The sequence below is a fragment of the Cupriavidus gilardii genome (assembly GCF_013314895.1).
Lineage (GTDB): Bacteria > Pseudomonadota > Gammaproteobacteria > Burkholderiales > Burkholderiaceae > Cupriavidus > Cupriavidus gilardii_C.
This window is the reverse complement of record NZ_JABTYE010000011.1, coordinates 162,796-185,880: the sequence shown is the minus strand read 5'-3', so window position 1 is coordinate 185,880 and position 23,085 is coordinate 162,796. Positions and strand designations below refer to the sequence as shown.

22 protein-coding genes are annotated in these 23,085 nt (G+C 62.7%); 15 read left to right on the top strand and 7 right to left on the bottom strand.

The annotated features are described in order from the left end of the window. Positions 1-134: 134 nt before the first annotated feature. The 7 genes from HTY53_RS13285 to HTY53_RS13260 all read left to right on the top strand — a co-directional run bounded on the left by HTY53_RS13285 (position 135) and on the right by HTY53_RS13260 (position 8,090). Entirely contained in the window at positions 135-992 is an 858-nt protein-coding gene (locus HTY53_RS13285) for a DUF4123 domain-containing protein (protein ID WP_174106986.1), read from the top strand. Then, the gene (locus HTY53_RS13280; protein ID WP_174106985.1) at positions 989-3,652 is read left to right on the top strand and encodes a T6SS effector BTH_I2691 family protein; all 2,664 of its coding nucleotides are present in this window, start codon (positions 989-991) and stop codon (positions 3,650-3,652) included. Before HTY53_RS13285 ends, HTY53_RS13280 begins: the two co-directional genes overlap by 4 nt. 1 nt (position 3,653) lies before the next feature. Next, positions 3,654-4,589, top strand: coding sequence for a DUF6708 domain-containing protein (locus HTY53_RS13275; protein ID WP_174106984.1), 936 nt, complete (start codon positions 3,654-3,656; stop codon positions 4,587-4,589). Between the two features lie 139 nt (positions 4,590-4,728). Continuing rightward, a complete protein-coding gene (locus HTY53_RS25130; RefSeq protein ID WP_438820954.1) occupies positions 4,729-4,977 on the top strand; it encodes a DUF6708 domain-containing protein in 249 nt (82 codons plus the stop codon). Between the two features lie 58 nt (positions 4,978-5,035). After that, positions 5,036-5,851, top strand: coding sequence for an energy transducer TonB (locus HTY53_RS13270; protein WP_174106983.1), 816 nt, complete (start codon positions 5,036-5,038; stop codon positions 5,849-5,851). A gap of 20 nt (positions 5,852-5,871) precedes the next feature. Next, the gene (locus HTY53_RS13265) at positions 5,872-6,993 is read left to right on the top strand and encodes a DUF6708 domain-containing protein (RefSeq protein WP_174106982.1); all 1,122 of its coding nucleotides are present in this window, start codon (positions 5,872-5,874) and stop codon (positions 6,991-6,993) included. Positions 6,994-7,199: 206 nt separating this feature from the next. Further along, a complete protein-coding gene (locus HTY53_RS13260) occupies positions 7,200-8,090 on the top strand; it encodes a DUF6708 domain-containing protein (protein ID WP_174106981.1) in 891 nt (296 codons plus the stop codon). Between the two features lie 32 nt (positions 8,091-8,122). Here the strand turns inward: HTY53_RS13260 and HTY53_RS13255 are convergent, their stop codons facing one another. Further along, complete coding sequence (locus HTY53_RS13255) at positions 8,123-9,037, bottom strand: LysR family transcriptional regulator (protein WP_174106980.1); 915 nt, start codon at positions 9,035-9,037, stop codon at positions 8,123-8,125. A 148-nt stretch (positions 9,038-9,185) separates the two neighbouring features. Here HTY53_RS13255 and HTY53_RS13250 point away from each other — a divergent pair, with 148 nt between their 5' ends. From HTY53_RS13250 to HTY53_RS13240, 3 genes are all read left to right on the top strand, one after another. Then, positions 9,186-10,634, top strand: coding sequence for a nucleobase:cation symporter-2 family protein (locus tag HTY53_RS13250; RefSeq protein WP_254599937.1), 1,449 nt, complete (start codon positions 9,186-9,188; stop codon positions 10,632-10,634). A 72-nt stretch (positions 10,635-10,706) separates the two neighbouring features. Next, complete coding sequence (locus tag HTY53_RS13245; RefSeq protein WP_174106979.1) at positions 10,707-11,225, top strand: nucleoside deaminase; 519 nt, start codon at positions 10,707-10,709, stop codon at positions 11,223-11,225. 58 nt (positions 11,226-11,283) lie between these two features. Beyond that, on the top strand, positions 11,284-11,658 hold the full coding sequence (locus tag HTY53_RS13240; protein WP_174106978.1) for a hypothetical protein: 375 nt from the start codon (positions 11,284-11,286) through the stop codon (positions 11,656-11,658). A gap of 103 nt (positions 11,659-11,761) precedes the next feature. Here the strand turns inward: HTY53_RS13240 and HTY53_RS13235 are convergent, their stop codons facing one another. Beyond that, positions 11,762-12,781: a DMT family transporter gene (locus tag HTY53_RS13235; RefSeq protein WP_254599936.1), complete on the bottom strand. Its 1,020-nt coding sequence runs from the start codon at positions 12,779-12,781 to the stop codon at positions 11,762-11,764. Between the two features lie 666 nt (positions 12,782-13,447). Here HTY53_RS13235 and HTY53_RS13230 point away from each other — a divergent pair. Beyond that, positions 13,448-13,651, top strand: coding sequence for a SlyX family protein (locus HTY53_RS13230; protein ID WP_174106977.1), 204 nt, complete (start codon positions 13,448-13,450; stop codon positions 13,649-13,651). Positions 13,652-13,724: 73 nt separating this feature from the next. Next, positions 13,725-14,330, top strand: a complete 606-nt coding sequence (locus HTY53_RS13225; protein WP_174106976.1) for a DUF1439 domain-containing protein — start codon at positions 13,725-13,727, stop codon at positions 14,328-14,330. A gap of 125 nt (positions 14,331-14,455) precedes the next feature. On the opposite strand, the gene HTY53_RS13220 is transcribed toward HTY53_RS13225, so the two are convergent. The 5 genes from HTY53_RS13220 to HTY53_RS13200 all read right to left on the bottom strand — a co-directional run bounded on the left by HTY53_RS13220 (position 14,456) and on the right by HTY53_RS13200 (position 18,469). Beyond that, positions 14,456-15,250 carry a peptidylprolyl isomerase gene (locus HTY53_RS13220; protein ID WP_174106975.1) on the bottom strand — a complete coding sequence of 265 codons (795 nt, stop codon included), beginning with the start codon at positions 15,248-15,250 and terminating at the stop codon, positions 14,456-14,458. Between the two features lie 90 nt (positions 15,251-15,340). Then, entirely contained in the window at positions 15,341-15,682 is a 342-nt protein-coding gene (locus HTY53_RS13215; protein WP_238512056.1) for a BolA family protein, read from the bottom strand. A gap of 14 nt (positions 15,683-15,696) precedes the next feature. Further along, positions 15,697-16,260, bottom strand: coding sequence for a septation protein A (locus tag HTY53_RS13210; protein WP_174106974.1), 564 nt, complete (start codon positions 16,258-16,260; stop codon positions 15,697-15,699). A 101-nt stretch (positions 16,261-16,361) separates the two neighbouring features. After that, positions 16,362-16,802 carry a peptide-methionine (R)-S-oxide reductase MsrB gene (gene msrB, locus HTY53_RS13205; RefSeq protein WP_174106973.1) on the bottom strand — a complete coding sequence of 147 codons (441 nt, stop codon included), beginning with the start codon at positions 16,800-16,802 and terminating at the stop codon, positions 16,362-16,364. A 65-nt stretch (positions 16,803-16,867) separates the two neighbouring features. Next, positions 16,868-18,469 (bottom strand): protein adenylyltransferase SelO, encoded by a 1,602-nt coding sequence (locus tag HTY53_RS13200; protein ID WP_174106972.1) that lies wholly within the window; start codon positions 18,467-18,469, stop codon positions 16,868-16,870. 462 nt (positions 18,470-18,931) lie between these two features. Between HTY53_RS13200 and HTY53_RS13195 the strand changes: the two genes are divergently transcribed. The 3 genes from HTY53_RS13195 to HTY53_RS13185 all read left to right on the top strand — a co-directional run bounded on the left by HTY53_RS13195 (position 18,932) and on the right by HTY53_RS13185 (position 23,084). Continuing rightward, positions 18,932-20,557, top strand: coding sequence for a 3-(methylthio)propionyl-CoA ligase (locus HTY53_RS13195; RefSeq protein WP_174106971.1), 1,626 nt, complete (start codon positions 18,932-18,934; stop codon positions 20,555-20,557). A gap of 172 nt (positions 20,558-20,729) precedes the next feature. After that, entirely contained in the window at positions 20,730-21,968 is a 1,239-nt protein-coding gene (locus HTY53_RS13190) for a branched-chain amino acid ABC transporter substrate-binding protein (RefSeq protein ID WP_174106970.1), read from the top strand. Between the two features lie 168 nt (positions 21,969-22,136). After that, a complete protein-coding gene (locus HTY53_RS13185) occupies positions 22,137-23,084 on the top strand; it encodes a branched-chain amino acid ABC transporter permease (protein ID WP_174107001.1) in 948 nt (315 codons plus the stop codon). Position 23,085: the final 1 nt, after the last annotated feature.

The following is a 23,085-nucleotide window of genomic DNA, read 5'->3' as shown; positions in this document are numbered from 1 at the left end:
GGGCATCGGTTTGTGGGGCCGGGGGGAAATGACGCCACCAATTCGTTGAGCAGTGGAGAAACAGGTCTTTGCGAATTCAGGGCTCGTGGGGCTGAATCCGCTGGTGACGCACTGGTGCCATTGGGTTGATCCGCATGTTCGATCTGCATCATCGATTTCTGAACGATTTCACGCACGTACTGCTGAACCCCCTTCAATTGGGGCAAGACGTCGTCGCCGCACTTCCCGTGATTCGCCTGTCGGTCAAAGGGATACAAGCGCATTTGATGCCGGCCGTTTTACCTATCGAGGAGCTAAGTCACTCGCAGAAGCTCGAACTGATCCACCAGGCCATTCTATGGCAGCAGGATTACTGCAAGCCGTACTTCAGTGCCTGCCTTGTCAGCTCCGCCACCACACGGCAAGTTGCGGACCACCTGTCTCGCGTTGCGGTTGTTGCCAGCCCGGCGTCTAAGCAGCAGTTTCTGCTGCGATTTTGGGATCCTCGGGTCTTTTCGCAATTCATCCGCGTCCTCGACGAGGTGCAATTGGATGCCCTGATGGGCCCAGTAGAACAATGGCATTGGGTAGACCTCGTGGGCACGTACCGATGCCGCTCGCGAGAGCAACACCACCACGCGCCGTTCCGGATCCGATCGCAACAACTAGCGCCGCTTCAGAGGGTGGGAATGGTTAATGCCTGTCTCGCCTTGCTGCTGCGAGCAGGATGGCCGGTCAACGATGCAGTAACACTGGGCAGGCGTGTCGATGCGGCCCTTGTCGACGGTGTAGAGAAGGTGGGCTTACTCAACGCAGAGGATTGCTGCCTCTATGCCGCGCAGACTGTAGCGATCGGCATGCCTGCCGAAGTAAATGCCCAATTGAAACGTGCAGTCGCCCGAGCCACAGGGGGCGAGTGCAGCTATGTCGGTGCCTGCGCCGAACTAGCGGATGGACCGCTCGGATTGCCAGAGATGGTTGCGAGCGAAGAACCACAATGGGAACAAGCATGACGAATAATTCGGCCGCCATTGAAAGCAAGTGCCCATTCTGCGACAAGCAGGGTTTGCCCATTCTCCCAGTCCGCTACGCCATTGGACGGGCCGACAAGGCCGGCGGTGGTAAGCGGCGCGAGCCCGGAGTTCCAGCACTCGCGTCAGGATTCGGCGAGGACGTGTCCGCCATTCCGCTGCCGGAGAGCAGCGCAAGGTATACGTTGCGCATGCTTCGCGAAGGTTTCTTGTATGTATTCAACGAGAAGCGTGGGACATGGTCGGCCTATGTTGTCACTGAGGACGGTTACCTCTACGAGTTCGACTTCAATGATCCGTCACCTGTGCTGCCAGCGGAGATCAGGTTCTCGTGCTCTCGGAAAGGCGACAACATCATTGCGCGCTGTATCACAGTGGCAGACGCACAGTCGGCGGGTCGTATATGGCTTGGCTTTTCCGAGGTATTGTGGACGGACAGGATCAAGTCGCTACACAAGTCGCAGGCTTGGCGAGAAAAACATATGCGGTGCATTGACTTGCAGGCGTGGCGTGCCGGCTCCGCTCAGGCGCATACAGGGCAGTTGAGGGACATTGACAAGCTCGTCGCCGAGTATTCCGCACCACGTTCTCTGAGCCATATCCCCGCAAAGGTGAAAGGTGAAACGTCGAAAATGTCCGACGCAAAGGAGCACCATGCGTTCTCCTTCTCACCCTTTGCCTTCTACGGGTTGCAGGAAGAGGCACCTGCTCTCGCGAGTTGGGGCGAAGCCGCAGCCAAGCCATTCCGTCCCATCGTTACGGCGCTTTTGGATCCCCAGAGCTTGTTGATAGAGCTCGATCACCTGATGCAAGCCAGCTACGACAGCTTCGTGACTCGCGACCAGGAGTGGAAGCGCAAGATGACTGTGTCCAGCGCCATCATGTCTCTGCGTGACGCCATCGGTAACGCGGCCGAGGATGCGGCAATGCAGAGAGCCGCCCAGAATTCGCTCAATGTGTCGGTCTTTGGTACGACGAATCCGGGGCTTGCGGGAGACAGCGGGGGGGCGCTCGCGCTTGGAAAGCTGATTGCTGAAAAGTTAGGCGGGGATAAAGTGTCAGCCCAGTACAAGTCCTTGGAGGAAGCCTATGCCAAGCCTCCGGAAGCGGAATTGGAGAGGGCCAGGAACGAGGCTTGGGAAAAGTATCAAAAGCGCAGTGGTGGTCAGTGGCGTTACGACGAGGCCGCACGCAAAGCGTTTCAAAAGGAGTTCGAGACGCAATTGAAAGGGCTCGACAAACAGGTCCTCACGCCGCTCGCTGAAGCGCACAGGGATTGGATGAAAAGCGATCGCACTGTGAATGCGTTCGAAGCGAATTACGACCATGCTGAGCAGCGTTGTGGGGAGGTATTTGTATCCTCCTTGACCTTGTGTGTTGGAAGTACCCAAGACAAAAAACCGTGCTTCGAACTATATAAGGAGTGGCTCAAAGCAAATGTCGACGATAGAAAAAATTTGTTGTTGCGAGGGCTCGCACTGAATCGGCCCGAGGTCTTAGAGGCAGTGAAAAAGACAAAAACAAAGGGCACCGACCTTTGGAACGTATCGTGGCCATCGCTGATCAAGACATATGATTTTTCCTCTCAGCGAACTGATGTCATTTCCCATCTCATCCTTAGGATTAGTGCTCCTATTGCATCGGTTCTAAATGATGTTGCAGCCCCTTTCGCTAAAGGCCTCGCTGTCTTGCTCGGGATAGTGTCACGGCGTGCGATTGTCCCTGTCTCTGTGTCAGGGGATATTCGTGCGTTTCGTCGGCATTTGATTAAGGCGCTCCGAGATGGCGCTGCGTCGGTAGGGCAGCCGGTTCCATCCAGGAGGGCGATGTTCGATCCAGTCGATGTGGAACTGAAGCGATTGGAGTCGCGGGGCATCAACATGAATGGTAAGGCGACCCAGGAGTTCTTCGTCGCAATCGACCCGAACCGCATCGCTTCAATGCCAACCGGACTCACCAAAGCACAGCGTACGGCGCGGCTTGTCCAGTCGCTAAGGCTGTCAAATGAGCTGCGACTCCTGGATTTGCCCGGTGCATTAAAAAAGGTCGTGAACACCGAGGTGAAGGTCGGTGCCGTAGGAGTCATCTTAGATACGGCTCTGCTTTTGCATCTCTGGGGCGAAGCCGGGGAATCTATGAGCCACAGCGCAAAGGAAACATGGCATCGCGTTGGAGGCGGCGTCATTGGCGTGATCGGTGGTACGGCTGAGGCATTAGGGAAGGTTTTCAATGCCAAGGTGCAGCTGTCACTTCAGTACGGCAGAGGCTTATCTAACAGAATGGCAAGCTTGTTGACTCAGGTCGGCCGGGGCTTGTCGCTGGTCGGTGGATTCGCTATTGCGTTTCTCGACTTGGCATCAGCCTGGAACGAAGCCGAAGAAGGCAACATGACTGTAGGGATCCTGTATTTCGCGTCCGGATTCAGTGGAGGCGTTCTCGCATTGGCTGCACTACTCGGCTGGACCGGCATTGGCATCGCCGCAGCGCTCCTGCTGCTCGTGATCTCGGTCATGATCGCGTGGATTGCGGATAATAAAATCCAAGACTGGTTGGAGCGTTGCTACTGGGGTGCAGCGACGGGAGAGCGTTACCGCAATCTCGAAACGGAGATGCACGAGCTCAGTCTTGCAATAAAGGATTGATATGGAATTTACTGGATTGGCCATAGATAGATATAAAAAAAATCGGTTGATTTCTGACGACGAAAAAGCCGACAGGCTCGTTCAAGGAAGGCGCCTTGATGTTGAGCCAACATATCAACTTTCTGTCATTAAGATTAATTCTACGTATCTGGAGTCAGTTGATCGTTTCTTTGGCGGTCGTGGCGTACTGACCTTGGGGGCATCAGTTGCCATTGTGTTTAGTGTGGTCGCCATCGTGACGATGGGTGGGCTGATTCTCCATCGATACCGTGCCGGGCTGGAAGATGCCGCGACAACATTTACTTCATTGGCGTTAATCTTGGTCATTTCGGGTCCGTTTGCGATATGGGCATACTGGATTGCACGTCGGGAACTATTTCGCCTAACGCACTACCCGATCCGCTTGAACCGGCGAAATGGAATTTTGTATGTGCACCGGCTCGATGGTTCCATACTGTCCGTTCCATGGGGCAGCGTCTTCTTTACACTGAGCCCATGCTCCGCCATGTATGGAAAAACGTGGGATATTCGTGGGCTGGTTCTCAATGTGGGCGGCAATACGGTAAAGGAGGAGTTTGCTTTTTCGATGTGGAGTACCGACAAAGATGACCTGCGTAGTCATTGGGAATTTTTGCGAAGGTATATGGAAGAGGGGCCGTCCGCCGTCCTAGGACAGATTGAGTTTTGCATGCCCGTAGACGGCAAAAGAGAAAGCTTCCGCTCGGGCCTTGAGCGGGTTTTCGCGCCGTATGCTGGTCATTTATTCTTTTTCTGGATGATGTTGCCATTCAATCTGGCAGTGGCGTGCTGCCGTTGGATCGTGATGCGAACATGCAAGATTCCGATTTGGCCAGAAGACATTGAGAGTGCATGTCGGATCGAAGAGGGGGATCCATACGTGCGTGACGCCAGAATTAATCCACCGAACCTTCGATAGCGAGCTGCGAAGATTTTTTACTATAAGAGAGAATATTTGTTTTTGAGATTGACAGAGAAGACCGTGTAGTGCTGTTGGCCGATGTTCTGGGGAAGGGGATGATGGTCCTGCCGAACTCGTGAGGCAGATCGAGTTTTGTATGCCAGTGGACGGAAAACGGGAAAGTTTTAGGGCAGGACTGGAACGTGTTTTTGCGGGCGATACAGGAAACGCCTTTTTTTACTGGACGATGGCTCCGATCAATGCGGCAGTAGCGTGCTGCCGCTGGTTGGTGATGAGAAGTTGTAAGGTTCCGATTTGGCCGCTTGAAATAGAGAAGACTTGCCGTGTGGACTTGTGTGATCCGTATGTCCGCGATTCCAGTATCAATGCGCCTAATCTTCGCTGAACTTTGTATGGCCAGCGTCCGGTTAGTGATTCGACGTCGTGAATGGAAGGCCTTGCTCATGGCCGCATTGGCGCTGTGCTTCATCGCGGACACCGAGGCGGTGGCCGAAGATCGCAACGCTGGGTTGGAACTCGCAGCGAAACACGTCTCCGAAGCCGTCGCCACCGGCGAAGTCATCGCCGCCGCAAAAGGCACGCTGAAGCAGCAAGGCGACAAGGTGCCCCCCCAACGCGCCGCCTGCCTGTCGGCAATGGAGCCGCGCTCCGTCGCCAACCGGATCGGCTATCCGCTCGCCGAGGATTTCTCCAGGGACGAGTTCCTTGCTCTGACGCGCTTCCTCGATACCCCGGAAGGCAAGCGCATCCAGCAGGCGCGAGCCGAACGGCTGGCGTCGGGCAATCTCGTTTTCCGGCTGACGCCCGAGGAATCTGCCGTTGTCGGCAAGGCCTTGCCGGCGCCGCTGGCAGCCAAGTGGTCGGCCGGCGCGGCCACGCAGCCGAACACGTTGCAGGCGATGCGCAAGGTGTTCGAGGAACAGCAGGCGATCTGCCGCAATGAAGAAACCTCACCGCGTCCCACGGCGCCCGCGCCGGTCAACTATCGGGAAGGGCTGCCGCCCAACGTCGGCTGCTCGCAGCCGCGCCTGAGCCTGGTCAGCGAGCTGCCCGACAAGCCTGTATCGGTGACGGTGCGCGTCTGGATCGGTGAGGATGGTTCGGTGGCCCGCACTGCGGTGGAGAAACCGTCGGGCCTTCAGCCAGTCGACAACGCGGCGCGCCGGGCGATGAACGGCATGCGTTGTTCAGCTCGGGGTAGCGGTGCCCTGGTGCCGTTCACGACGACACAGTCGTTTGTGGTACGGGCAGGCGGGTAGTCACGGGAGTCGCTGCGACAATGTTCCCTCGTGAGTACGACTACTGGCGCAGCCGAGGCTCTATCGTTCGAAGCCGGGAACGCCTCGGTCTCAACGATCAGCGATTGTGGAGTGTCAAGGAGAGCCTGGATCAGGAGGGGGTGATTCTGCCAAATCACGCCGTGTATGCCCAGAACGATGCCTACCTGGAGATGACCAATCCAGGTTGGGAATATCAATGGAAGTACGCGATGGCGGCAGCAACGGTATTGATATTCTGCCCGCCAGCCATCTGGGCCTGGTACAGCGTGGCCGTTCACCCCCTCTTGTTCGGAACCATTGTTCCATTCTTTTCTTCGCTTCCTTACGAGTCTGATATGGCGCCGCTGTTTTGGGGAGGGTGGTTGTTGTTCTTCCCAATGGCAATCGGCGCGGCGACTCTCTTGATCATATTCTTTGACCATATGGCGGGCCGCACTGCGTTCTTTACGTACGCGCGCGGCCGAATCCGCTTCAATCGCAAGACGCGACAGGTCTATGTGCTGCGTCCCCGCTGCTGCGGTGGGAACAAGGTGTATGACTGGGACCGGCTATTGGCTGTGCTGGCTCCGGAGGGAAGGGCACCTAAGGATCGGCAGATTCTGAAAGCACTGGCGCTATATCACCCACCTGCCAATCCTGCGGACATGTCCGGTGAGGACGAGGACGTGATCTTCGTCGGGCCCACCATGCCTTCATACGAGTACACCGCAGGTCTGTGGGAATACATCCGCCTCTATATGGAAGAGGGGCCCACGGTTGAATACATCCCAAAGAACGCTCCAGAAGGGTATCGCGCCATTCCGAGGCACCTTCCCCCTGTCTATACGACTTTCTGCGGAATGCCAAGCGCTGAACAATACAAGCTTGAAATGCGCCCGGGCGTCATGGAGACCTTGTATCAGAAGCTGAGCCAGGCAACATGCCGCTGGCCGCGATTTCCGGCGGAGTGGCAAAGCGACTCTGGCGTTGGCGAGCCGGAGGATCGGCCGGTGCAGACTGGGGCAGTGATGACGGCGATGGTCTATCGCGCCAAGGGGAAACTGTCGGAGGACGATGAACTGGCGTTCTTGCGTCATTGGGGTACTGACGGCGCGCGGGTCCGGGCAGTCGGATCTAAATGACCTATGGTCGCCAAACGGGAAGCCGCCTGACGATCTTCGTGTGTGCGGGTACGAAGGCATGCACGATGACGGTTCTTCTGTTCTATCGCTTCGTTGGTAGGGACGGTGCGCCACGGCCGACGCAGACGCCGTGGCGTCGGAGCGGGCTGCCCAGCGTGTCTTGCGACAAGCATCCCACTTCCCGGTCTTAACGTGAAATCTTTGATATGAAGAAATTCGTTATTAAAAAATGGGACAAGCCCGAGCCGTATTTTGAGATCCCTGAAAGTTTGACGAAGAAGTTCGAATTTCTTCGAAGATGGCCAGTACGGGCATTCGACGTTGCCGGCAGCGGATCGGTGCACAGCCAGCCAAACGCGGACATAATGATTTTAGAGATTTATCGCGATGCAATCGCTGTCGGATCGCCGGTAGGAATGACGGATCGCAAGTTCCTGCCCTGGATTCTGATTGCAATGATGAGTTTTGGTGTTGCCGAGACAATCATATTCATTTGGCGCGATATAGCGTCGATGTATGAGTATTCTTTCGATCTGGTCGGGGTGCTTTTTGACTTCTTTTTTGCATGCGTTGCGGTGCTCTTTGCATTGATTGCCATATGGACAAGGCGATGGATGAAAATGCCTCCTGATTGGCCAATTTTATTTAATAGACGGACCCGTGAGATTACCTATTTTAAGGTAAATTGGCCTCATCTGTTTCGAGTCAAGCAAAACGTTCCAGCGGAAGTCATGACGAGACCGTGGGACGAAGCCAAGCTACGCACATATACCCGAAAGGTCTATAACGGGCGCTACGTTAGAACGGAATATCAAATGGCCCTGCTCTGGGGGTCGGAAAATGATTCGGCAGTGTTGCAGGACATTGTTCTCGTAGGCAACTTCTGTTGGTTTGACGAGGAAAATATGGCGCTATGGGAGCATATCCGCCGGTACATGGAGGAAAACGGGCCGCCGCTGAACGCGGGGGAAAAGCTACGGCGGCCAGCGAACTCAGTGCCGCCGCTGCGATTCCCGATAGAGATTCAAGAGGCGGCGGGAGATCCCCCTTTTGTGGCAAGTCAGATTGCACGTTTGATGGACAGTCTGCAGTCATGACGCGAGGTGGGAGGGTATACAAGCTTGTCACCCTACAACGTCGTCCTCTTCCCCTCCCGATCCACCTCAAACACCTTGTGCTCGCCAAGCCGGCGCTTCAACCACAACCCGGCCTTGCCGAGCACATGCGCCTTCGCCCAGATCAGATCCACACCGACCAGCCAGTCGGTGTACGGATAAGCGCTCAGCGGCAATTCGACCAGTTCCCCTGAGGCCAGCTCGGACAGGATCAGTTGCCGCGGCAGCGTGGTCCAGCCCAGGCCGGTGCGCGCCAGTTCGAGCAGCGCCGCGTAGCTCTCTGCTTGCCAGCAGCGCGTTGCATCGAGGTATTCGCTGCTGGGCAGCTTGTGGTTGTGGCCGCTGAATACCAGCCGCCGGTGCGCGCGCAGGTCGGCGAAATCGACGCGCTTCAGCTTCGAAAGAGGATGGTCCCGGTGCGCGACATGCGACAGGATCAGCTTGCCCATTTGCGCGAAGCCCAGATCGCGGGGATAGGCCGGCTGCGAGAACGCGATGCCCAGGTCCGCTTCGCCGCGCGCCAGCAGTTCGGCCACATCGCCGTGCAGCGGATGCCGGATCTGCAGGTCGACATGCGGAAACCGTTCGGCGAAGTCGCGTAGCGGCGGCATCAGGGTGGAGTAGGGGACTTCGATCGCCAGCGTCAGCGCGGGCTCGACGCGCTCGCCGAGCTCGTTGGCATGCGCCTCCAGCTGCAGGCAGCGCTCCAGCACTAGTTCGGCTTCGTTGCGGAGCTTTTCCCCGGCCGGCGTCAGCGTCGACGCCTTGCCGCCGCGTTCGAACAGTACCAGGCCGAGATCGGCCTCGAGATTGGCGATGGCGGTGCTGACCGCGGACTGCGTCTTGCGTAGTTGCCGGGCCGCGGCCGAGAACGAGCCGGTGCTGGCCACCAGGGTGAACATTTCCAGCTGATCGAGCGAATAGCGCATCGCCGCCTGACTCCTGCCCGTCAAAAATTGCCTATCAAAAAAATCGATGGCTGCCGATTTGGCCAGCCGCGCAAACCCGCCGGATTATGGCGCACCGATCCGGCCGGCGCAAAAGCGCGGGACCACAGACCAGACGGAGGAGACCACGATGAATTCGCAGCAGCAGGCGGGACCAGAACCGATGCCGCAGGAGCCGGCCGCTCATTCGGCCGCTAATTCGGCCGCTAATTCGGCCGACCACCCGGACGGCCGCCCGGCCGTCCATCCGGTCGATCAACGATTGCCAGTGCGGCAGCTGGCCAGCTTCGGCCTGCAGCACGTGCTGGTGATGTACGCGGGCGCCGTCGCGGTGCCGTTGATTCTTGGCAGCGCGCTGGGCTTGACCCAGCAGCAGATGGTCACGCTGATCAATGCCAATCTGCTGACCTCGGGGATTGCGACGCTGATCCAGACGCTGGGGTTCTGGCGCTTCGGTGCGCGTCTGCCGTTGATCCAGGGGTGTTCCTTCATCGCGATCGCGCCGATGATCCTGATCGGCCAGCAATATGGCATGAACCACGTCTTTGGCGCGGTGATCGCGGCAGGCGCGCTGACCATCGCGATTGCGCCGCTGTTCAGCCGATTGTTGCGCTGGTTTCCGCCGGTGGTAATCGGCAGTCTGATCGTGATCATCGGGGTCACGCTGATGCCGGCGGCCGCGATCTGGCTCGGGGGCGGCAATCCCGCTGCACCGGACTTCGGCGCGACCCCGAACCTGCTGCTCGGCCTGGTGACGATCGCCATCACGCTGTTCGTCTATGCGCGTTTCTCGGGCTTTATCGGCAATCTGTCGGTGCTGATCGGCCTGCTGGCCGGGACCGCGATCGCGATGGCCTGCGGCATGACCAGTTTCGACGCGGTGTCAGGCGCCGCCTGGTTCGAGATCAGCCCGCCATTCGCATTCGGCGCCCCGTCCTTCGCGCCGATGCCGACGCTGGTGATGCTGCTCGCGATGCTGGTGATCATGGCCGAGACCACCGGCAATGTGCTGGCGATCGGCACCATCGTCGGCCGGCCTTCGACGCAGCGCACGCTCGGCGACGCCTTCCGCGCCGATGGACTGTCGACGATGCTCGGCGGCGTCTTCAACAGCTTTCCCTATAACGCGTTCACGCAGAACACCGGGCTGATCGCGCTTTCGAACGTCAAGAGCCGCTATGTGGTGGCATCGGCGGGCGCCATCATGGTCTTGATGGGTCTGTTCCCGAAGCTTGGCGCGCTGATTGCTTCGGTACCGCGGCCGGTGCTGGGCGGCTGCGCCATCGTGATGTTTGGCATGACCACGGTGGCCGGCATCCAGGAGCTGTCGCGCGTGAAGTTCGACGGCACGCGCAACGCGATCATCGTGGCGGTGTCGGTCAGCGTGGGCGTGTTGCCGATGTCGCTGCCGGCGCTGTTCGAGCGCGTCGAAGGGCCGCTGAAGCTGGTGCTCGACAGCGGCATCTTTCTCGGGGCGATCACGGCGGTGCTGCTGAACCTGATGCTCAATCGTGGAACGCCGCAAGCTGCCGCGCTCGACGGCGAGCATGCCGACGCCGTCGCCACCAGCCAGCCTTGATCCCAACGCGGCCAATACCGGCCGCCATCGCATCGCGCCACCAGGGCGCCTACTTCGCAGGAGAATCGTCCGATGCCAGCCATCGACACCCAGACCCATACCACCACGGACAAGCTGACCGAGCTCGATCTGCGGCTGCTGCGCCAATCGATCGCGCTGGCCGAGGAATCGAAGCAGAACGGGCGCCATCCCTTTGCGGCGATCGTCGCCGACGAGCACGGCAATATCGTCGCCTCGGCCGGCAACAACTCGATGCCGCCGCAGGGCGATCCGACCCAGCATGCGGAGCTTGCCACGGCGGCGCTGGCCGCGAAGCGCCGGAGCCCCGAGCAGTTGGCCCGCTGCACGCTGTACACGAGCGCGGAGCCCTGCTGCATGTGCGCCGGGGCGATCTACTGGTGCAACATCGGCCGCGTGGTCTATGCGCTGTCGGAGCACACCTTGCTGGGGCTGACCGGCGACCATCCCGAGAATCCGACCTTCTCGCTGCCGTGCCGCGAGGTGTTTGTGCGGGGGCAGCGCCATATCGAGGTGCACGGTCCGATGCTGGAAGACGAGGCCGCGCGCTCCCATACTGGGTTCTGGAAGTAAGGCGGGGCCGGGGCCTCGCGCTTGCTACCCGTTTGTCACGTAGTCAGCGGGAGGCACCATGCCGGAACAACTGACCAAGCATCCCGACGTCACCTTGCAGGTGCTCAAAAGCGCCGGCGCGCGGTGTGGCACCGGAGAAACCCCACAGATCCTGAAAGCCTGTCCGGCCGAACGCTTCTGCCAGTTGCCGGGCGGCGAGATCTGCGTGTTCGGGCTGCCCGATGCGGCTCGCATGACGCAGATCACGAAAGCCGACTGGCAGGCGCTGACCGCCACGATGGCCGGGGTGACGCCGACCGCCGCACCGGGGTCGCCGTCGGCGCCCGTTACCGCGCCACCGACGACCGCGTCGTGGCTCTGGATCGTGGCCGCCCTCGTGGTCGGCCTGATCCTTGGCGCGGTGCTGGCGCGCCGGCGCCGACCGCCGTCCTGAGCGACGGTGGACCGGCGCGCGGCACAGGCGTAGCGCCGTGGTCGTGGCACCGTCGTCATCGCACCCTCGTCGTGGCACCGCCGTGGCACCGGCGTGACACGGATCACGCCCCCGGCTTGTTCCGAAACACCAGCGCCAGCCCGAGCAGGATCGTGACCATGCCGGCCAGCGCCAGCGGCGCCAGCCGGTTGCCCAGGATCAGGTAGTCGAGCACCGCGGTGCCGGCGGGCACCAGGTAGAACAGGCTGGTCACGTTGACCAGATTGCCGCCCTGGATCATCCGGTACAGCAGCAGCGTTGCGCCGATCGAGATCACCAGTGCCATCCACCCCAGCGGCAGCAGCAGCGCGGGCGTCCACGAGACGTGGATCGGTTCGAACGGCAGCAGCGCCAGGCACATCAGCAGCGCGATGCCGTATTGCAGCGGCATCACGTCGATCGGCGCCTGGCGGATGCCTTTCTGCACGATGGTGCCGGCCGTCATCGTGACCAGCGCGGTCAGCGCATAGAGCATGCCGGCCACCGGGGTGCCGGCGATGCCGATGCCCTGGTAGACCACCATCACCAGCCCGGCGAGCGCCAGCATCAGCCCGACCAGCCGCAGCGCGGAGAAGCGGCGCTCGGTCAGCAGCAGCGTCAGGATCGGCTGGGCGCCGAGCAGCGTCGCCAGCATGCCGGGCGTGACGCCGCGGTCCAGCGCGAGCAGGTAGCAGATCGAATAGCAGCCGGTCAGCAGCAGGCCGACCATCGCCACGCGTCCGCGCTGGCCTGGCTCGGGCAGCCAGCGGCGCCGCCAGGCGGCGATCGCCAGCAGTACGCCGAATGCCAGCACGAAGCGCAGGGTCAGGAAGGCGAAGGCCGAGGCATAGGCAAGGCCCCATTTGGCGACGATCGCGCCGCTGCTCCACAGCAGCACGAACAGCGCCGTGGAGCCGTGGGCGGCCCAGGTGTCGGGCAGCTTCACGCGCGAGCGCAGGGACGGTCGAGAGGAGGAAGGCCGGGACGAGGTCAGTCGGGACGAGAATGCTGACAACAGCGCCGACAACAGCGCCGACGAGAACGCCGACAAGGACAGCAGGGACAACGTCGATCGCGCCGCATGCGCGAATCTTTGGAAGTTCATCGGTTTCACCTGTCATTGGGTGTGACGGGCTTCGGTTGACCGTGGGCGAGCGCCGGCGGCGAATGCGAGCCGGCATCGGCGAGATGCGCGGCATCGAGCAGGCAGCAAAGGCGTTCGCGCGCGGCAGGCGCGCACGGTCAGACGGAAGACTGGAGATCGGCTGAGATCAGCCGAGGACGGCCGCGGGCGGCGGGGCTACCGCTGCAACGACGGCGCGCGGCGGCGGTGCAACACCGGCCACGACCACGTGCGGCGGTGCTACGCCTGCCACGACGGCGGCGACGTCGGCCGGCGGCGAGCAGACAGCGGCCGGCGGCGACCAGACAGGAGAAACGGGAGGAGGCGCCGACGCGCGCGTGCCACCGGCCAGCAGGACCGGATTGGCAATCGAGGAAGCGCAGCGTACAGGCGTCATGGAACCAGGGTGGAACCGAAGGGGGTAGAAAACCGTCACACGACCGTCATGGGACGGCCGGTGCGCCGGCGGCGGGGATCGATGGAATCGAATGCCGTTCATCGAATCATCCGCAGCACGACTCGGGCAAGCGTACACGCACTATGATGTGCTGACAACCCCGCCCGCGATCGGGCGCCGGTCCGGTTACAATGCGCGCCCCGCGGGAGCTTGCCTGCCCGCATGTCTGACATCTGGCAATGGAGGACCTCATGGAATCGCGAATCACCGAGCTGGAGGTCAAGCTGGCCTTCCAGGAAGACCTGCTGGAGACGCTGAACCTGACCGTCGCGAAGCAGCAACGGCAGATCGAATTGCTGCAGGAGCAGATGCAGGCGCTCTACCAGCAGCTGCCGGCCGCGACGGGCGCCGGCGCCGACGGCGGGTCGGTGCAGGAGATACCGCCCCATTACTGACCACCGGTCCGGCGATGGTGGAACGCCGGGACGTCGCCCCGGTCTGACCGAGGTGACCACTCCAGCATCGCCCATGACTTCAATCTTTTCGCATGGCCACGCCCGGGGCATCCGGCGGCCCCTGGCGGCCACAGCGCTTGGCGTCGCTCTCGTCGGCCTCGGCCTTCTTTCCGGCGCTGCCATCGCCGGCTACAACATCTGGACCGGCGAATACACCTTCACCAAACAGGAGCTGCAGCGCGCCGTCGAAAGCCGCTTCCCGGCGACGCTGCGCTATGCCCAGGTGCTGGACGTACGGCTGACCCGGCCGCGGCTGACGCTCGATGCGGCGGGCAACCGCGTCACCACGCAGGTCGACGCGCAGCTGACCAACAGCCTGCTGCCGGCGCCGCCAGTGAACGGCACGCTGGCGCTCAACAGCGGGCTGCGCTACGACCCTGTCAAGCGCGCGGTGCTGCTCGATAACCCGACCGTCGAGCAGGTCCAGGTCGAAGGCGTGCCGGGTCAATACAGCGCGCAGCTCAACGCGGTGGGCAACCTGGTGGCGCAGGAACTGCTGAAGGACTATCCGCTGCATACCTTCAAGCCCGAGGAGCTGCAGGTCAACGGCAAGCAGGTCGAGCCGGGCGCGATCACCGTGACCGAGGATGGGATCGCGGTGAAGATCGACACGAAGTAGGCGACACGAGGCAGGCGACAGGAAATAGGGCGCTCGACGTCTCGCGGCACAAAAGAAAAACCGGCGCATCGAGCGCCGGTTTTTTGTTGGCGCCCGGTCACGACCGGGAACCAGGGCGAGCCGCCTTACTGGATCTTCGCCTTGTCGCGCAGCGACTTCATCATCGACTGGAACTGCTCGCGCTGCCAGTTCTGGTCGCTCATCATCATCTGCTGCAGCTGCGGCTTGGCTTCTTCGAAGGTCGGGATCTTGGTCTCGCGCTCGTCCTCGAGCAGGATCACGTGCCAGCCGAACTGCGTCTTGACCGGGGTCTCGGTCATCTGGCCCTTCTTCAGGCTGGCCATCGCGGCCGAGAACTCGGGCACATAGCTGTTGCTGCTGGCCCAGTCGAGATCGCCACCGTTGGCGGCCGAGCCCGGATCCTTCGACGAGGCCTTGGCCACGTCGGCGAACTTGGCGCCGCCCTTGATCTTGGCGATGATCGCCACCGCTTCGGACTCCTTCTCGACCAGGATATGGCGGGCGCGGTATTCCTTGCCGTTGCCGAACTGGGCCTTGATCTTGTCGTATTGCTTGCGCAGCTCGGCATCGCTGGTGCCGTGGTTGCGCACATAGTCTTCGAACACTGCGCCGGCCAGCACATTCAGGCGGGCCTGTTCCAGCTGCTCCTGCACGTCCGGGTTCTGCGTGAGGCCACGCTTGTTGGCCTCCTGCACCAGCAGCTCGCGGTCGATCAGCATATTGCGCGCGCGGTCCCGCAGCTCCGGGGAAGCCGGCTGGCCGGTGCCGGCGATCAGCTTGTCGAGCTTGGCCGACGGAATGCCCTTGCCATTGACGACGGCGGCATTCTGGGCGATTGCCGGCAAGCTGCCAGCGGCAAGCACAGCCGCCAGGCTGAACGAGAGGACAGTGGTCTTCATGGAATCAGTGTTGGGAAGTCTGGGGAAGGCTGGACGATTATGCAGATACTTGTGCAGAGGCTTGTGCAGACACCGCGCGGATGATGATGGTCATTGCGCGGAATACTCTTGCTCGGTGAATGCGGACACTGCCAGGGCATGGATCCGCATGGGGAAGAGACTGCGCAGCGCATCATACACCATGCGATGTCGGGCAACCCGGCTCGCGCCGGCAAAGCGTTCGCTGACGATGGTGACATGATAGTGCCCGCCGCCCGAGGCCGCGCCCGGATGGCCGGCATGCAGCGCGCTGTCGTCGCGCACCGTCAGTTGCGAGGGGGAGAGTTCGGCGCGCAGCAGGGCGTCGATCTGCGCGGCGGTGTCGCCGGCGGTACTGTCGGCGGTGCTGTGGGCGGCGCTGTCGGGAGGCAACGAAGAAGAGACGTCGTTCATGGTGCGATGCCCGCTCAATCGCGGGCGCTTTCCTGCGCTTTTTCGGGCGCGTTTTCGTTCATATGGCGCGACAGCCAGAGGCTCTGCGCGACGATGAAGACCAGCATCAGGCCCATGCTGCCGAACAGCTTGAAATTGACCCAGATGTCGGTCGAGAACTGGTAGGCCACCCACAGGTTCAGCACGCCCATCGCGGCGAAGAAACCGGCCCAGGCGGTATTGAGGCGGCCCCAGATCGGGTCGGGCAGCTTGACGGACTTTTCCATCATGGCGCGGATCAGGTTCTTGCGCCAGATCGCGGCGGAGGCCAGCAGCGCCACCGCGAACAGCCAGTACAGCACGGTGGGCTTCCACTTGATGAAGGTCTCGTTGTGCAGCAGCAGCGTGGCGCCGCCGAACACCACGATGATCAGCAGGCTGATCCACTGCATCGGTTCGACCTTGCGGTGGCGCAGCCAGACCCAGCCGATCTGCACGATGGTGGCCGCGATCGCGACCGCGGTGGCGGCGAAGATGCCCGACAGCTTGAAGGTGACGAAAAACAGGATGACCGGGAACAGGTCGAACAGAAATTTCATGCGGGTCCGTCGGGGGAGGGCGATGCCGGCAGGGGGCATCGCGGAATCGTTATCGTGGGGTCTGGCCGCTGCCGTTCAGCGCTTGCGGTCGGCGCTGTCGGTCAGCCAGGGTTGCCGGATTGGCCGGCGTCGTCGGCGGAGCCCGGCTCGCGCTCGCGATCGTCGAATTTTAGCGCAGCCGAGTTGATGCAATAACGCAGCCCGGTCGGAGCTGGGCCATCCTCGAAGACATGGCCCAGATGGCTGCCGCATTCCTTGCAACGCACCTCGATGCGGACCATGCCATGGCTGCGGTCCACCTGCTCGTCGATCACCTCACCGTTGATGGGCCGGAAATAGCTCGGCCAGCCGCAGCCGGCGTCGAACTTGGTGGTGGACTCGAACAGCGGCGTGCCGCAGCCCACGCAGCGGTAGATGCCGGGCTCCCAGTGGTCCCAGTAGCGGCCGGTGAAGGCGCGTTCGGTGGCGGCCTCGCGCGTGACCCGGTATTCGATGTCGGACAGTTGCGCGCGCCATTCGGCTTCGGTCTTGTTGACGGGCATGATGCGGATCCTCGTGGAGACGGTCGATATTGGGTTCGAAATTGCGTTCGATAGCGGGATCGAAATCAGGACGAACAGCTTACCTCGATACCGGATGCCCAGTCGGGCGGCAGCGCGGCATACGACTCGGCCTCGGGCTGCTCGTCGAAGGGCCGCGACAGCACCGCCAGCAGCCGCTGCACCTCGCTGAAGTCCTTTTCCTTGGCGCGCTGGATCGCCACCTCGGCCAGATGGTTGCGCAGCACGTACTTCGGATTGACGGCCAGCATCGACACCGCGCGGGCCGCATCGTCCGAACTCTCGGCCCGCAGCCGGGCGCGGTAGCGCTCGGCCCACGCGTCCCAGCCGGCGCGATCCATGAACAGGTCGCGCACCGGTGCATCGCGGCTGCCGTCCGCCGACGAGATGCGGGCGAGATTGCGCCAGAACAAGGTGTAGTCGACCCGCTGCGTATGCAGCAGGCGGAACAGGTCGGTCAGCAGCGCCTCGTCGGCGGCGTGGTCGATGTCGGCGCTGGCCAGGCCCAGCTTGGCGCGGTACAGCTGGAAAAAGCGCAGCGCGTAGCGGTCGCGGAAGGGATCGAGCGCGGCATGGGCGGCCTCGATCGCGGCCTCCTTGGCGGCCTCGGTCGGCGCCTGCCCATCCTCGCGCGCGAGCCACAGCGGCAGCAGCGCCTGCGCCAGGCAATGCAGGTTCCAGAAGCCCACCTGCGGCTGCTGGCTGTAGGCATAGCGGCCCTGGTTGTCCGAGTGGTTGCAGATGTGGTTGGCGTCGAAGGCGTCGAGAAAGCCGAACGGGCCGTAGTCGATGGTCAGGCCGAGGATCGACATGTTGTCGGTGTTCATCACGCCGTGGCAGAACCCCACGGCCTGCCACTGGGCCATCAGGTCGGCGGTGCGCAGCGACACCTCGCGCAGCAGCGCCTGGTAGGGGCTGACGGTCTCGCCGCCGACGCTGTCGCGGCATTCCGGCATGAAGCGGTCGATCACGAAGTCGGCCAGCTGGCGCAGCGCGGCCACGTCGTCGTGCGCGGCGAAATGCTCGAAATGGCCGAAGCGGATGAAGGTGGGCGAAAGGCGCGTCACCACCGCGGCGGTCTCGATCGTCTCGCGGCGCACCGGCGCGTCGGAGCCGACGATGCACAGCGCGCGAGTGGTCGGGATGCCCAACGCGGCCATGGCCTCCGAGCACAGATATTCGCGGATCGACGAGCGCAGCACGGCGCGGCCATCGCCCATGCGGGAATACGGCGTCTTGCCCGATCCTTTGAGCTGGATCTCCCAGGGGCCGTTGGCGGTCTGTGCCTCGGCCAGCCGGATCGCACGCCCGTCGCCGAGCTGGCCGGCCCAGACGCCGAACTGATGGCCCGAGTAGACGGTCGCCAGCGGATCGGCCCAGTCGGGCACGCGGTTGCCGATGAAGACCTCGGCGAAGTCCCGCAGCGGCGGCGCCTGGTCGGCGGCGGCCGATTGCCAACCAAGCAGTTCGGCAGCGGCCGGTGCCACCGCGACCAGATAAGGGGCGGGCAGCGGCGTGGGCGGCAGCCGCGTGAAGAAGCGCTCGCCGAGCTCGGCGAAACCGGGCGCCACGGAGAACGGCGGATCGACCGGACTGGCGCTCGAGGGGGCCGACGAGGCGGGCGAAGCGGAAGAGGGCAAAGAGGACATGAGGTCAGGGCCTTGGCATCACGCGCCGGGCGTGGAGGCTCGCGGATGGGCGAACGTGGGCTGGGGACCGGCGCGGTGCAACAGCCTGCAATCGGTGGCCTGCCTGGAAGTGCGCTTGCAGGCTAGGGAAAACGACATGTTGAGGTGCAACATGGCTGGCAGTATTGTACTTGCACGCCGCATTGTCCCTGGTCTGACCGCGGCGCCGCCGCCGGTGTTCCCGCTGGTTCCCGCTTGTTCCCGTCGCGGCGGGGCCATCACCGGCAGTCTTCCCCGTCATGACACCCGCTTGCACGCCCAGTGCACCGGGGTAGTGCACCGGTGTAGTGCATCGGCGGGCAGTGCGAGCGTGTTTGCCGACGCCTTCCGCTGGAAGGTTTTTGTCGGCCTAAAAAAAGAACGATTGTTCGCTTCTCGGCCTCGCCGCGACGGACATCGCAACCGATACAGGAGACCATTCCCATGGCATTGATGGGACAAATGATGGGCGCGCCGTTGCTCATTTCCTCCATCATCACCCACGCCGCCCGCCATTACGGCAGCACCGAAATCGTTTCGCGGCGCACCGAAGGGGATCTCCACCGCTATACCTACCGCGATTGCGAGCTGCGTGCCCGCAAGCTGGCGCAGGCGCTGATCAAGCTCGGCGTGCAGCCCGGCGAGCGGGTCGGCACGCTGGCGTGGAACGGCTACCGCCATCTCGAGATCTATTACGCCGTATCGGGGATGGGTTCGGTCTGCCACACCATCAACCCGCGGCTGTTCCCCGAGCAACTGGCCTATATCGTCAATCACGCCGAAGACCGCTATGTGTTCTTCGACCTGACCTTCCTGCCGCTGGTCGAGGGCCTCGCGCCGCATTGCCCGCAGGTCAAGGGCTGGGTGCTGATGAGCGACCGCGCGCATCTGCCGGCCGAATCGAAGCTGCCGCTGCTGTGCTACGAGGATCTGCTCGAGACGCAGGATGGCAACTACAGCTGGCCGAGCTTCGACGAGAACACCGCGTCCAGCCTGTGCTACACCTCCGGCACCACCGGCAACCCCAAGGGCGCGCTCTACTCGCATCGCTCGACGGTGCTGCACTCGTATGCGTCGGCCTTGCCCGATGCGCTGGGCTGCTCGGCCAAGGACGTGATTCTGCCGGTCGTGCCGATGTTCCACGTCAACGCCTGGGGCCTGCCGTACTCGGTGCCGCTGGTCGGCGCCAAGCTGGTGTTTCCGGGCGCCAAGCTCGACGGCGCCTCGCTGTACGAGCTGTTCGAGCAGGAGCAGGTCACCTTCTCGGCCGGCGTGCCGACGGTCTGGCTTGGCCTGCTGCAGCATGTGCAGGCCAACCAGCTGCGCTTCTCCAGCTTCAAGCGCACGGTGATCGGCGGCTCCGCCGCGCCGCCGGCGATGATCAAGGCGCTGAACGCCCTCGACGTCGAGGTGATCCATGCCTGGGGCATGACCGAGATGTCGCCGCTGGGCACCACCTGCAAGCTGCTGAACAAGCATCTGTCGCTGCCGCCTGAGCAACAGCAGGCCATCCTGGAGAAGCAGGGCCGGGTCATCTACGGCGTCGACATGAAGATCGTCGACGGCGAGGGGCGCGAGCTGCCGTGGGACGGCAAGGCCTTCGGCGACCTGATGGTGCGCGGCCCCTGGATCATCGATCGCTACTACCGCAGCGACAGCTCGCCGCTGGTCGACGGCTGGTTCCCGACCGGCGACGTCGCCACCATCGACGCCGACGGCTACATGCAGATCACCGATCGCAGCAAGGACGTGATCAAGTCCGGCGGCGAATGGATTTCGTCAATCGACGTGGAGAATGTCGCCGCGGCGCATCCGGCGGTCCATATGGCCGCCTGCATCTCGGTCCACCATCCGAAGTGGGACGAGCGGCCGCTGCTGGTGGTGATGAAGAAGCCCGGCACCGAGCTGACGCGCGAGGAATTGCTGGCCTTCTTCGAGGGCAAGGTCGCCAAATGGTGGATCCCCGACGATGTCGCCTTCGTCGACGAGATCCCGCTGACGGCCACCGGCAAGATGCAGAAGCTGAAGCTGCGCGAGCAGTTCAAGGACTATCGGCTGCCGACGGCCTGAGCAGGGCCGTCGCAGAGCACGTGCAGCAACGGCGGCGCCGGCCCGGTGCCGCCGGGGAAGCAAAACGGGCCGGTCGGGCAAGCCGCGCGCATGGCAACGTGCAACACAGCGGCAGCCCCGGCCGCTCGCTCAACACGATAGCCAACGAGAGAAAGAGAGAAGGAGACAAACCATGATCAGATTGCGTCCGCTCGTCGCCGGCGTGGCATTGCTCGCCGCGCTGGGTCCGGGGGCCGCCGCGGCGGATACGGTGAAGATCGCGTTCATCGATCCGCTGTCGGGGCTGATGGCGCCGGTTGGCCAGAACCAGCTCAAGAGCTGGCAATACGTCGCCGAACTGGCCAATCAGAAGAACTGGGCCGGCGGGCACAAGTTCGAGGTCGTGGGCTTCGACAACAAGCTCTCGCCGCAGGAGAGCCTGACGATCCTGAAGCAGGCCGTGGACCAGGGCATCCGCTACGTGGTGCAGGGCAACGGCTCGTCGGTGGGCCTGGCGCTGCAGGACGCGGTGGCCAAGCACAACGAGCGCAACCCCGGCAAGGAAATCATCTATCTGAACTATGCCGCGGTCGATCCGGACATGACCAACTCGAAATGCAACTACTGGCATTTCCGGCTGGACGCCAACTCCGACATGAAGATGGAGGCGCTGACCACCTATCTGGCGCAGGACCAGAACGTCAAGAAGGTCTATCTGATCAACCAGAACTACTCGTTCGGCCACCAGGTCGCGCGCGCCGCCAAGGAATATCTGAAGCGCAAGCGACCCGACATCCAGGTGGTCGGCGAAGATCTGCATCCGCTCGCGCAGGTCAAGGATTTCTCGCCGTATATCGCCAAGATCAAGGCCGCCGGCGCCGATACCGTGATCACCGGCAACTGGGGCAGCGACCTGGCGCTGCTGATCAAGGCGGCCAAGGACGCCGGGCTGAACGCCAACTTCTATACCTACTACGCGGCCACCACCGGGGTGCCGACCGCGATGGGGGCGGCCGGCGCCGAACGCGTGCGCTATGTCGGGTACTACAACCCGAACAACAAGGGCTTCCGCGGCTCGGAGGTGATCGAAGGCTACGAGAAGAAGTACAACGACGACTTCTACGTGATGGCCTCGTACACCGGCATCGCGATGCTCAGCAAGGCGTTCAAGGACACCAAGTCGACCGATCCGGTCAAGGTGGCCAAGGCGCTCGAGGGCATGAAGGTCGAGAGCATGAACGGCACCGTCGAGATGCGCGCGAGCGACCACCAGGCCCAGCAGCCGCTGACCATCGCCACCTGGACCAAGGTCGACGGCAAGGAAGTCAAGTACGACCAGGAAAACACCGGCTACGGCTGGAAGACCAATGCGGTGCTGGACGCGCATGTCGCCGCCCAACCCACCTCCTGCCAGATGAAGCGTCCAGGCTGATTCGGGACGCGCCACACGCGGCGCGCTCGAGCGGCCCATGCCCCCCAGTGCCGGTGGTATGCTGCCGGCCCCTGGGGGCACACCACCGGCCGCTGCGCCCGCCCTCGCTTCGCCTTCGCCGGTCGGCGGCGCACGCCGCCCGACCGGCGCCAGATGGAAGGACTGGCTGTGGAATTCTTCATCATCTCGCTGTTGAACGGCCTCAGCTACGGGCTGCTGCTGTTCATGCTGTCGTCGGGCCTGACGCTGATCTTCAGCATGATGGGCGTGTTGAACTTCGCGCATGCGAGCTTCTACATGCTCGGCGCCTATTTCGCCTATTCGATTTCGACCAAGATCGGCTTCTGGCCGGCGCTGATCGTCGCGCCATTATTGGTCGCGGTTGCCGGCGCGGTGGTCGAGCGCTTCGGCCTGCGCGCGGTGCACAAGTACGGCCACGTCGCCGAGCTGCTGTTCACCTTCGGTCTGGCCTACCTGATCGAGGAGGGCGTCAAGCTGGTCTGGGGGCTGGCGGCGGTGCCGTACCGGATTCCGGCCGAGCTCGACGGTCCGCTGTTCACTGTCTTCACCTCTGCCTTTCCCAAGTACCGCGCCTTCATGATGCTGGTGTCGCTGGCGATGCTGGTGGCGATCTACCTGGTGCTGACGCGCACGCGTATCGGGCTGGTGATCCAGGCCGCGCTGACCCATCCCGAGATGGTCGAGGCGCTGGGCCACAACGTGCCGCGCGTCTTCATGCTGGTGTTCGGCGGCGGCGCTGCGCTGGCGGGTCTTGCCGGGGTGATCGGCGGCAATGCCTTCGTCACGGAGCCGTCGATGGCGGCCGCGGTCGGCTCGATCGTGTTCGTGGTGGCGGTGGTCGGCGGCATGGGCTCGCTGGTCGGGGCGTTCATCGCATCGATCCTGATCGGGCTGCTGCAGACCTTCGCGGTGACCATCGACGCGTCGCTGGCGGGCATGTTCAACTCGCTGGGGCTGAACGTGACCAGCGAGACGCCGTTCTATTCGCTGTGGCGGCTGACGGTGGCGCAGGTCGCGCCGGTGCTGCCGTATCTGCTGCTGGTCGTGATGCTGATCTTCCGCCCGCGCGGCCTGATGGGAACCCGGGAGAGCTGAG

Excerpts from the sequence above, each read along its gene's own strand:
- HTY53_RS13265 (WP_174106982.1), top strand. The coding sequence starts at position 5,872 with ATGTTCCCTCGTGAGTACGACTACTGGCGCAGCCGAGGCTCTATCGTT.
- HTY53_RS13285 (WP_174106986.1), top strand. The coding sequence starts at position 135 with ATGTTCGATCTGCATCATCGATTTCTGAACGATTTCACGCACGTACTG.
- HTY53_RS13195 (WP_174106971.1), top strand. The coding sequence starts at position 18,932 with ATGGCATTGATGGGACAAATGATGGGCGCGCCGTTGCTCATTTCCTCC.
- HTY53_RS13240 (WP_174106978.1), top strand. The coding sequence starts at position 11,284 with ATGCCGGAACAACTGACCAAGCATCCCGACGTCACCTTGCAGGTGCTC.
- HTY53_RS13270 (WP_174106983.1), top strand. The coding sequence starts at position 5,036 with ATGGCCGCATTGGCGCTGTGCTTCATCGCGGACACCGAGGCGGTGGCC.
- HTY53_RS13280 (WP_174106985.1), top strand. The coding sequence starts at position 989 with ATGACGAATAATTCGGCCGCCATTGAAAGCAAGTGCCCATTCTGCGAC.
- msrB (WP_174106973.1), bottom strand. The coding sequence starts at position 16,802 with ATGCCCGTCAACAAGACCGAAGCCGAATGGCGCGCGCAACTGTCCGAC.
- HTY53_RS13250 (WP_254599937.1), top strand. The coding sequence starts at position 9,186 with ATGAATTCGCAGCAGCAGGCGGGACCAGAACCGATGCCGCAGGAGCCG.
- HTY53_RS13210 (WP_174106974.1), bottom strand. The coding sequence starts at position 16,260 with ATGAAATTTCTGTTCGACCTGTTCCCGGTCATCCTGTTTTTCGTCACC.
- HTY53_RS13200 (WP_174106972.1), bottom strand. The coding sequence starts at position 18,469 with ATGTCCTCTTTGCCCTCTTCCGCTTCGCCCGCCTCGTCGGCCCCCTCG.
- HTY53_RS25130 (WP_438820954.1), top strand. The coding sequence starts at position 4,729 with ATGCCAGTGGACGGAAAACGGGAAAGTTTTAGGGCAGGACTGGAACGT.
- HTY53_RS13255 (WP_174106980.1), bottom strand. The coding sequence starts at position 9,037 with ATGCGCTATTCGCTCGATCAGCTGGAAATGTTCACCCTGGTGGCCAGC.
- HTY53_RS13190 (WP_174106970.1), top strand. The coding sequence starts at position 20,730 with ATGATCAGATTGCGTCCGCTCGTCGCCGGCGTGGCATTGCTCGCCGCG.
- HTY53_RS13215 (WP_238512056.1), bottom strand. The coding sequence starts at position 15,682 with ATGAACGACGTCTCTTCTTCGTTGCCTCCCGACAGCGCCGCCCACAGC.
- HTY53_RS13235 (WP_254599936.1), bottom strand. The coding sequence starts at position 12,781 with ATGAACTTCCAAAGATTCGCGCATGCGGCGCGATCGACGTTGTCCCTG.
- HTY53_RS13275 (WP_174106984.1), top strand. The coding sequence starts at position 3,654 with ATGGAATTTACTGGATTGGCCATAGATAGATATAAAAAAAATCGGTTG.
- HTY53_RS13220 (WP_174106975.1), bottom strand. The coding sequence starts at position 15,250 with ATGAAGACCACTGTCCTCTCGTTCAGCCTGGCGGCTGTGCTTGCCGCT.
- HTY53_RS13260 (WP_174106981.1), top strand. The coding sequence starts at position 7,200 with ATGAAGAAATTCGTTATTAAAAAATGGGACAAGCCCGAGCCGTATTTT.
- HTY53_RS13245 (WP_174106979.1), top strand. The coding sequence starts at position 10,707 with ATGCCAGCCATCGACACCCAGACCCATACCACCACGGACAAGCTGACC.
- HTY53_RS13230 (WP_174106977.1), top strand. The coding sequence starts at position 13,448 with ATGGAATCGCGAATCACCGAGCTGGAGGTCAAGCTGGCCTTCCAGGAA.
- HTY53_RS13225 (WP_174106976.1), top strand. The coding sequence starts at position 13,725 with ATGACTTCAATCTTTTCGCATGGCCACGCCCGGGGCATCCGGCGGCCC.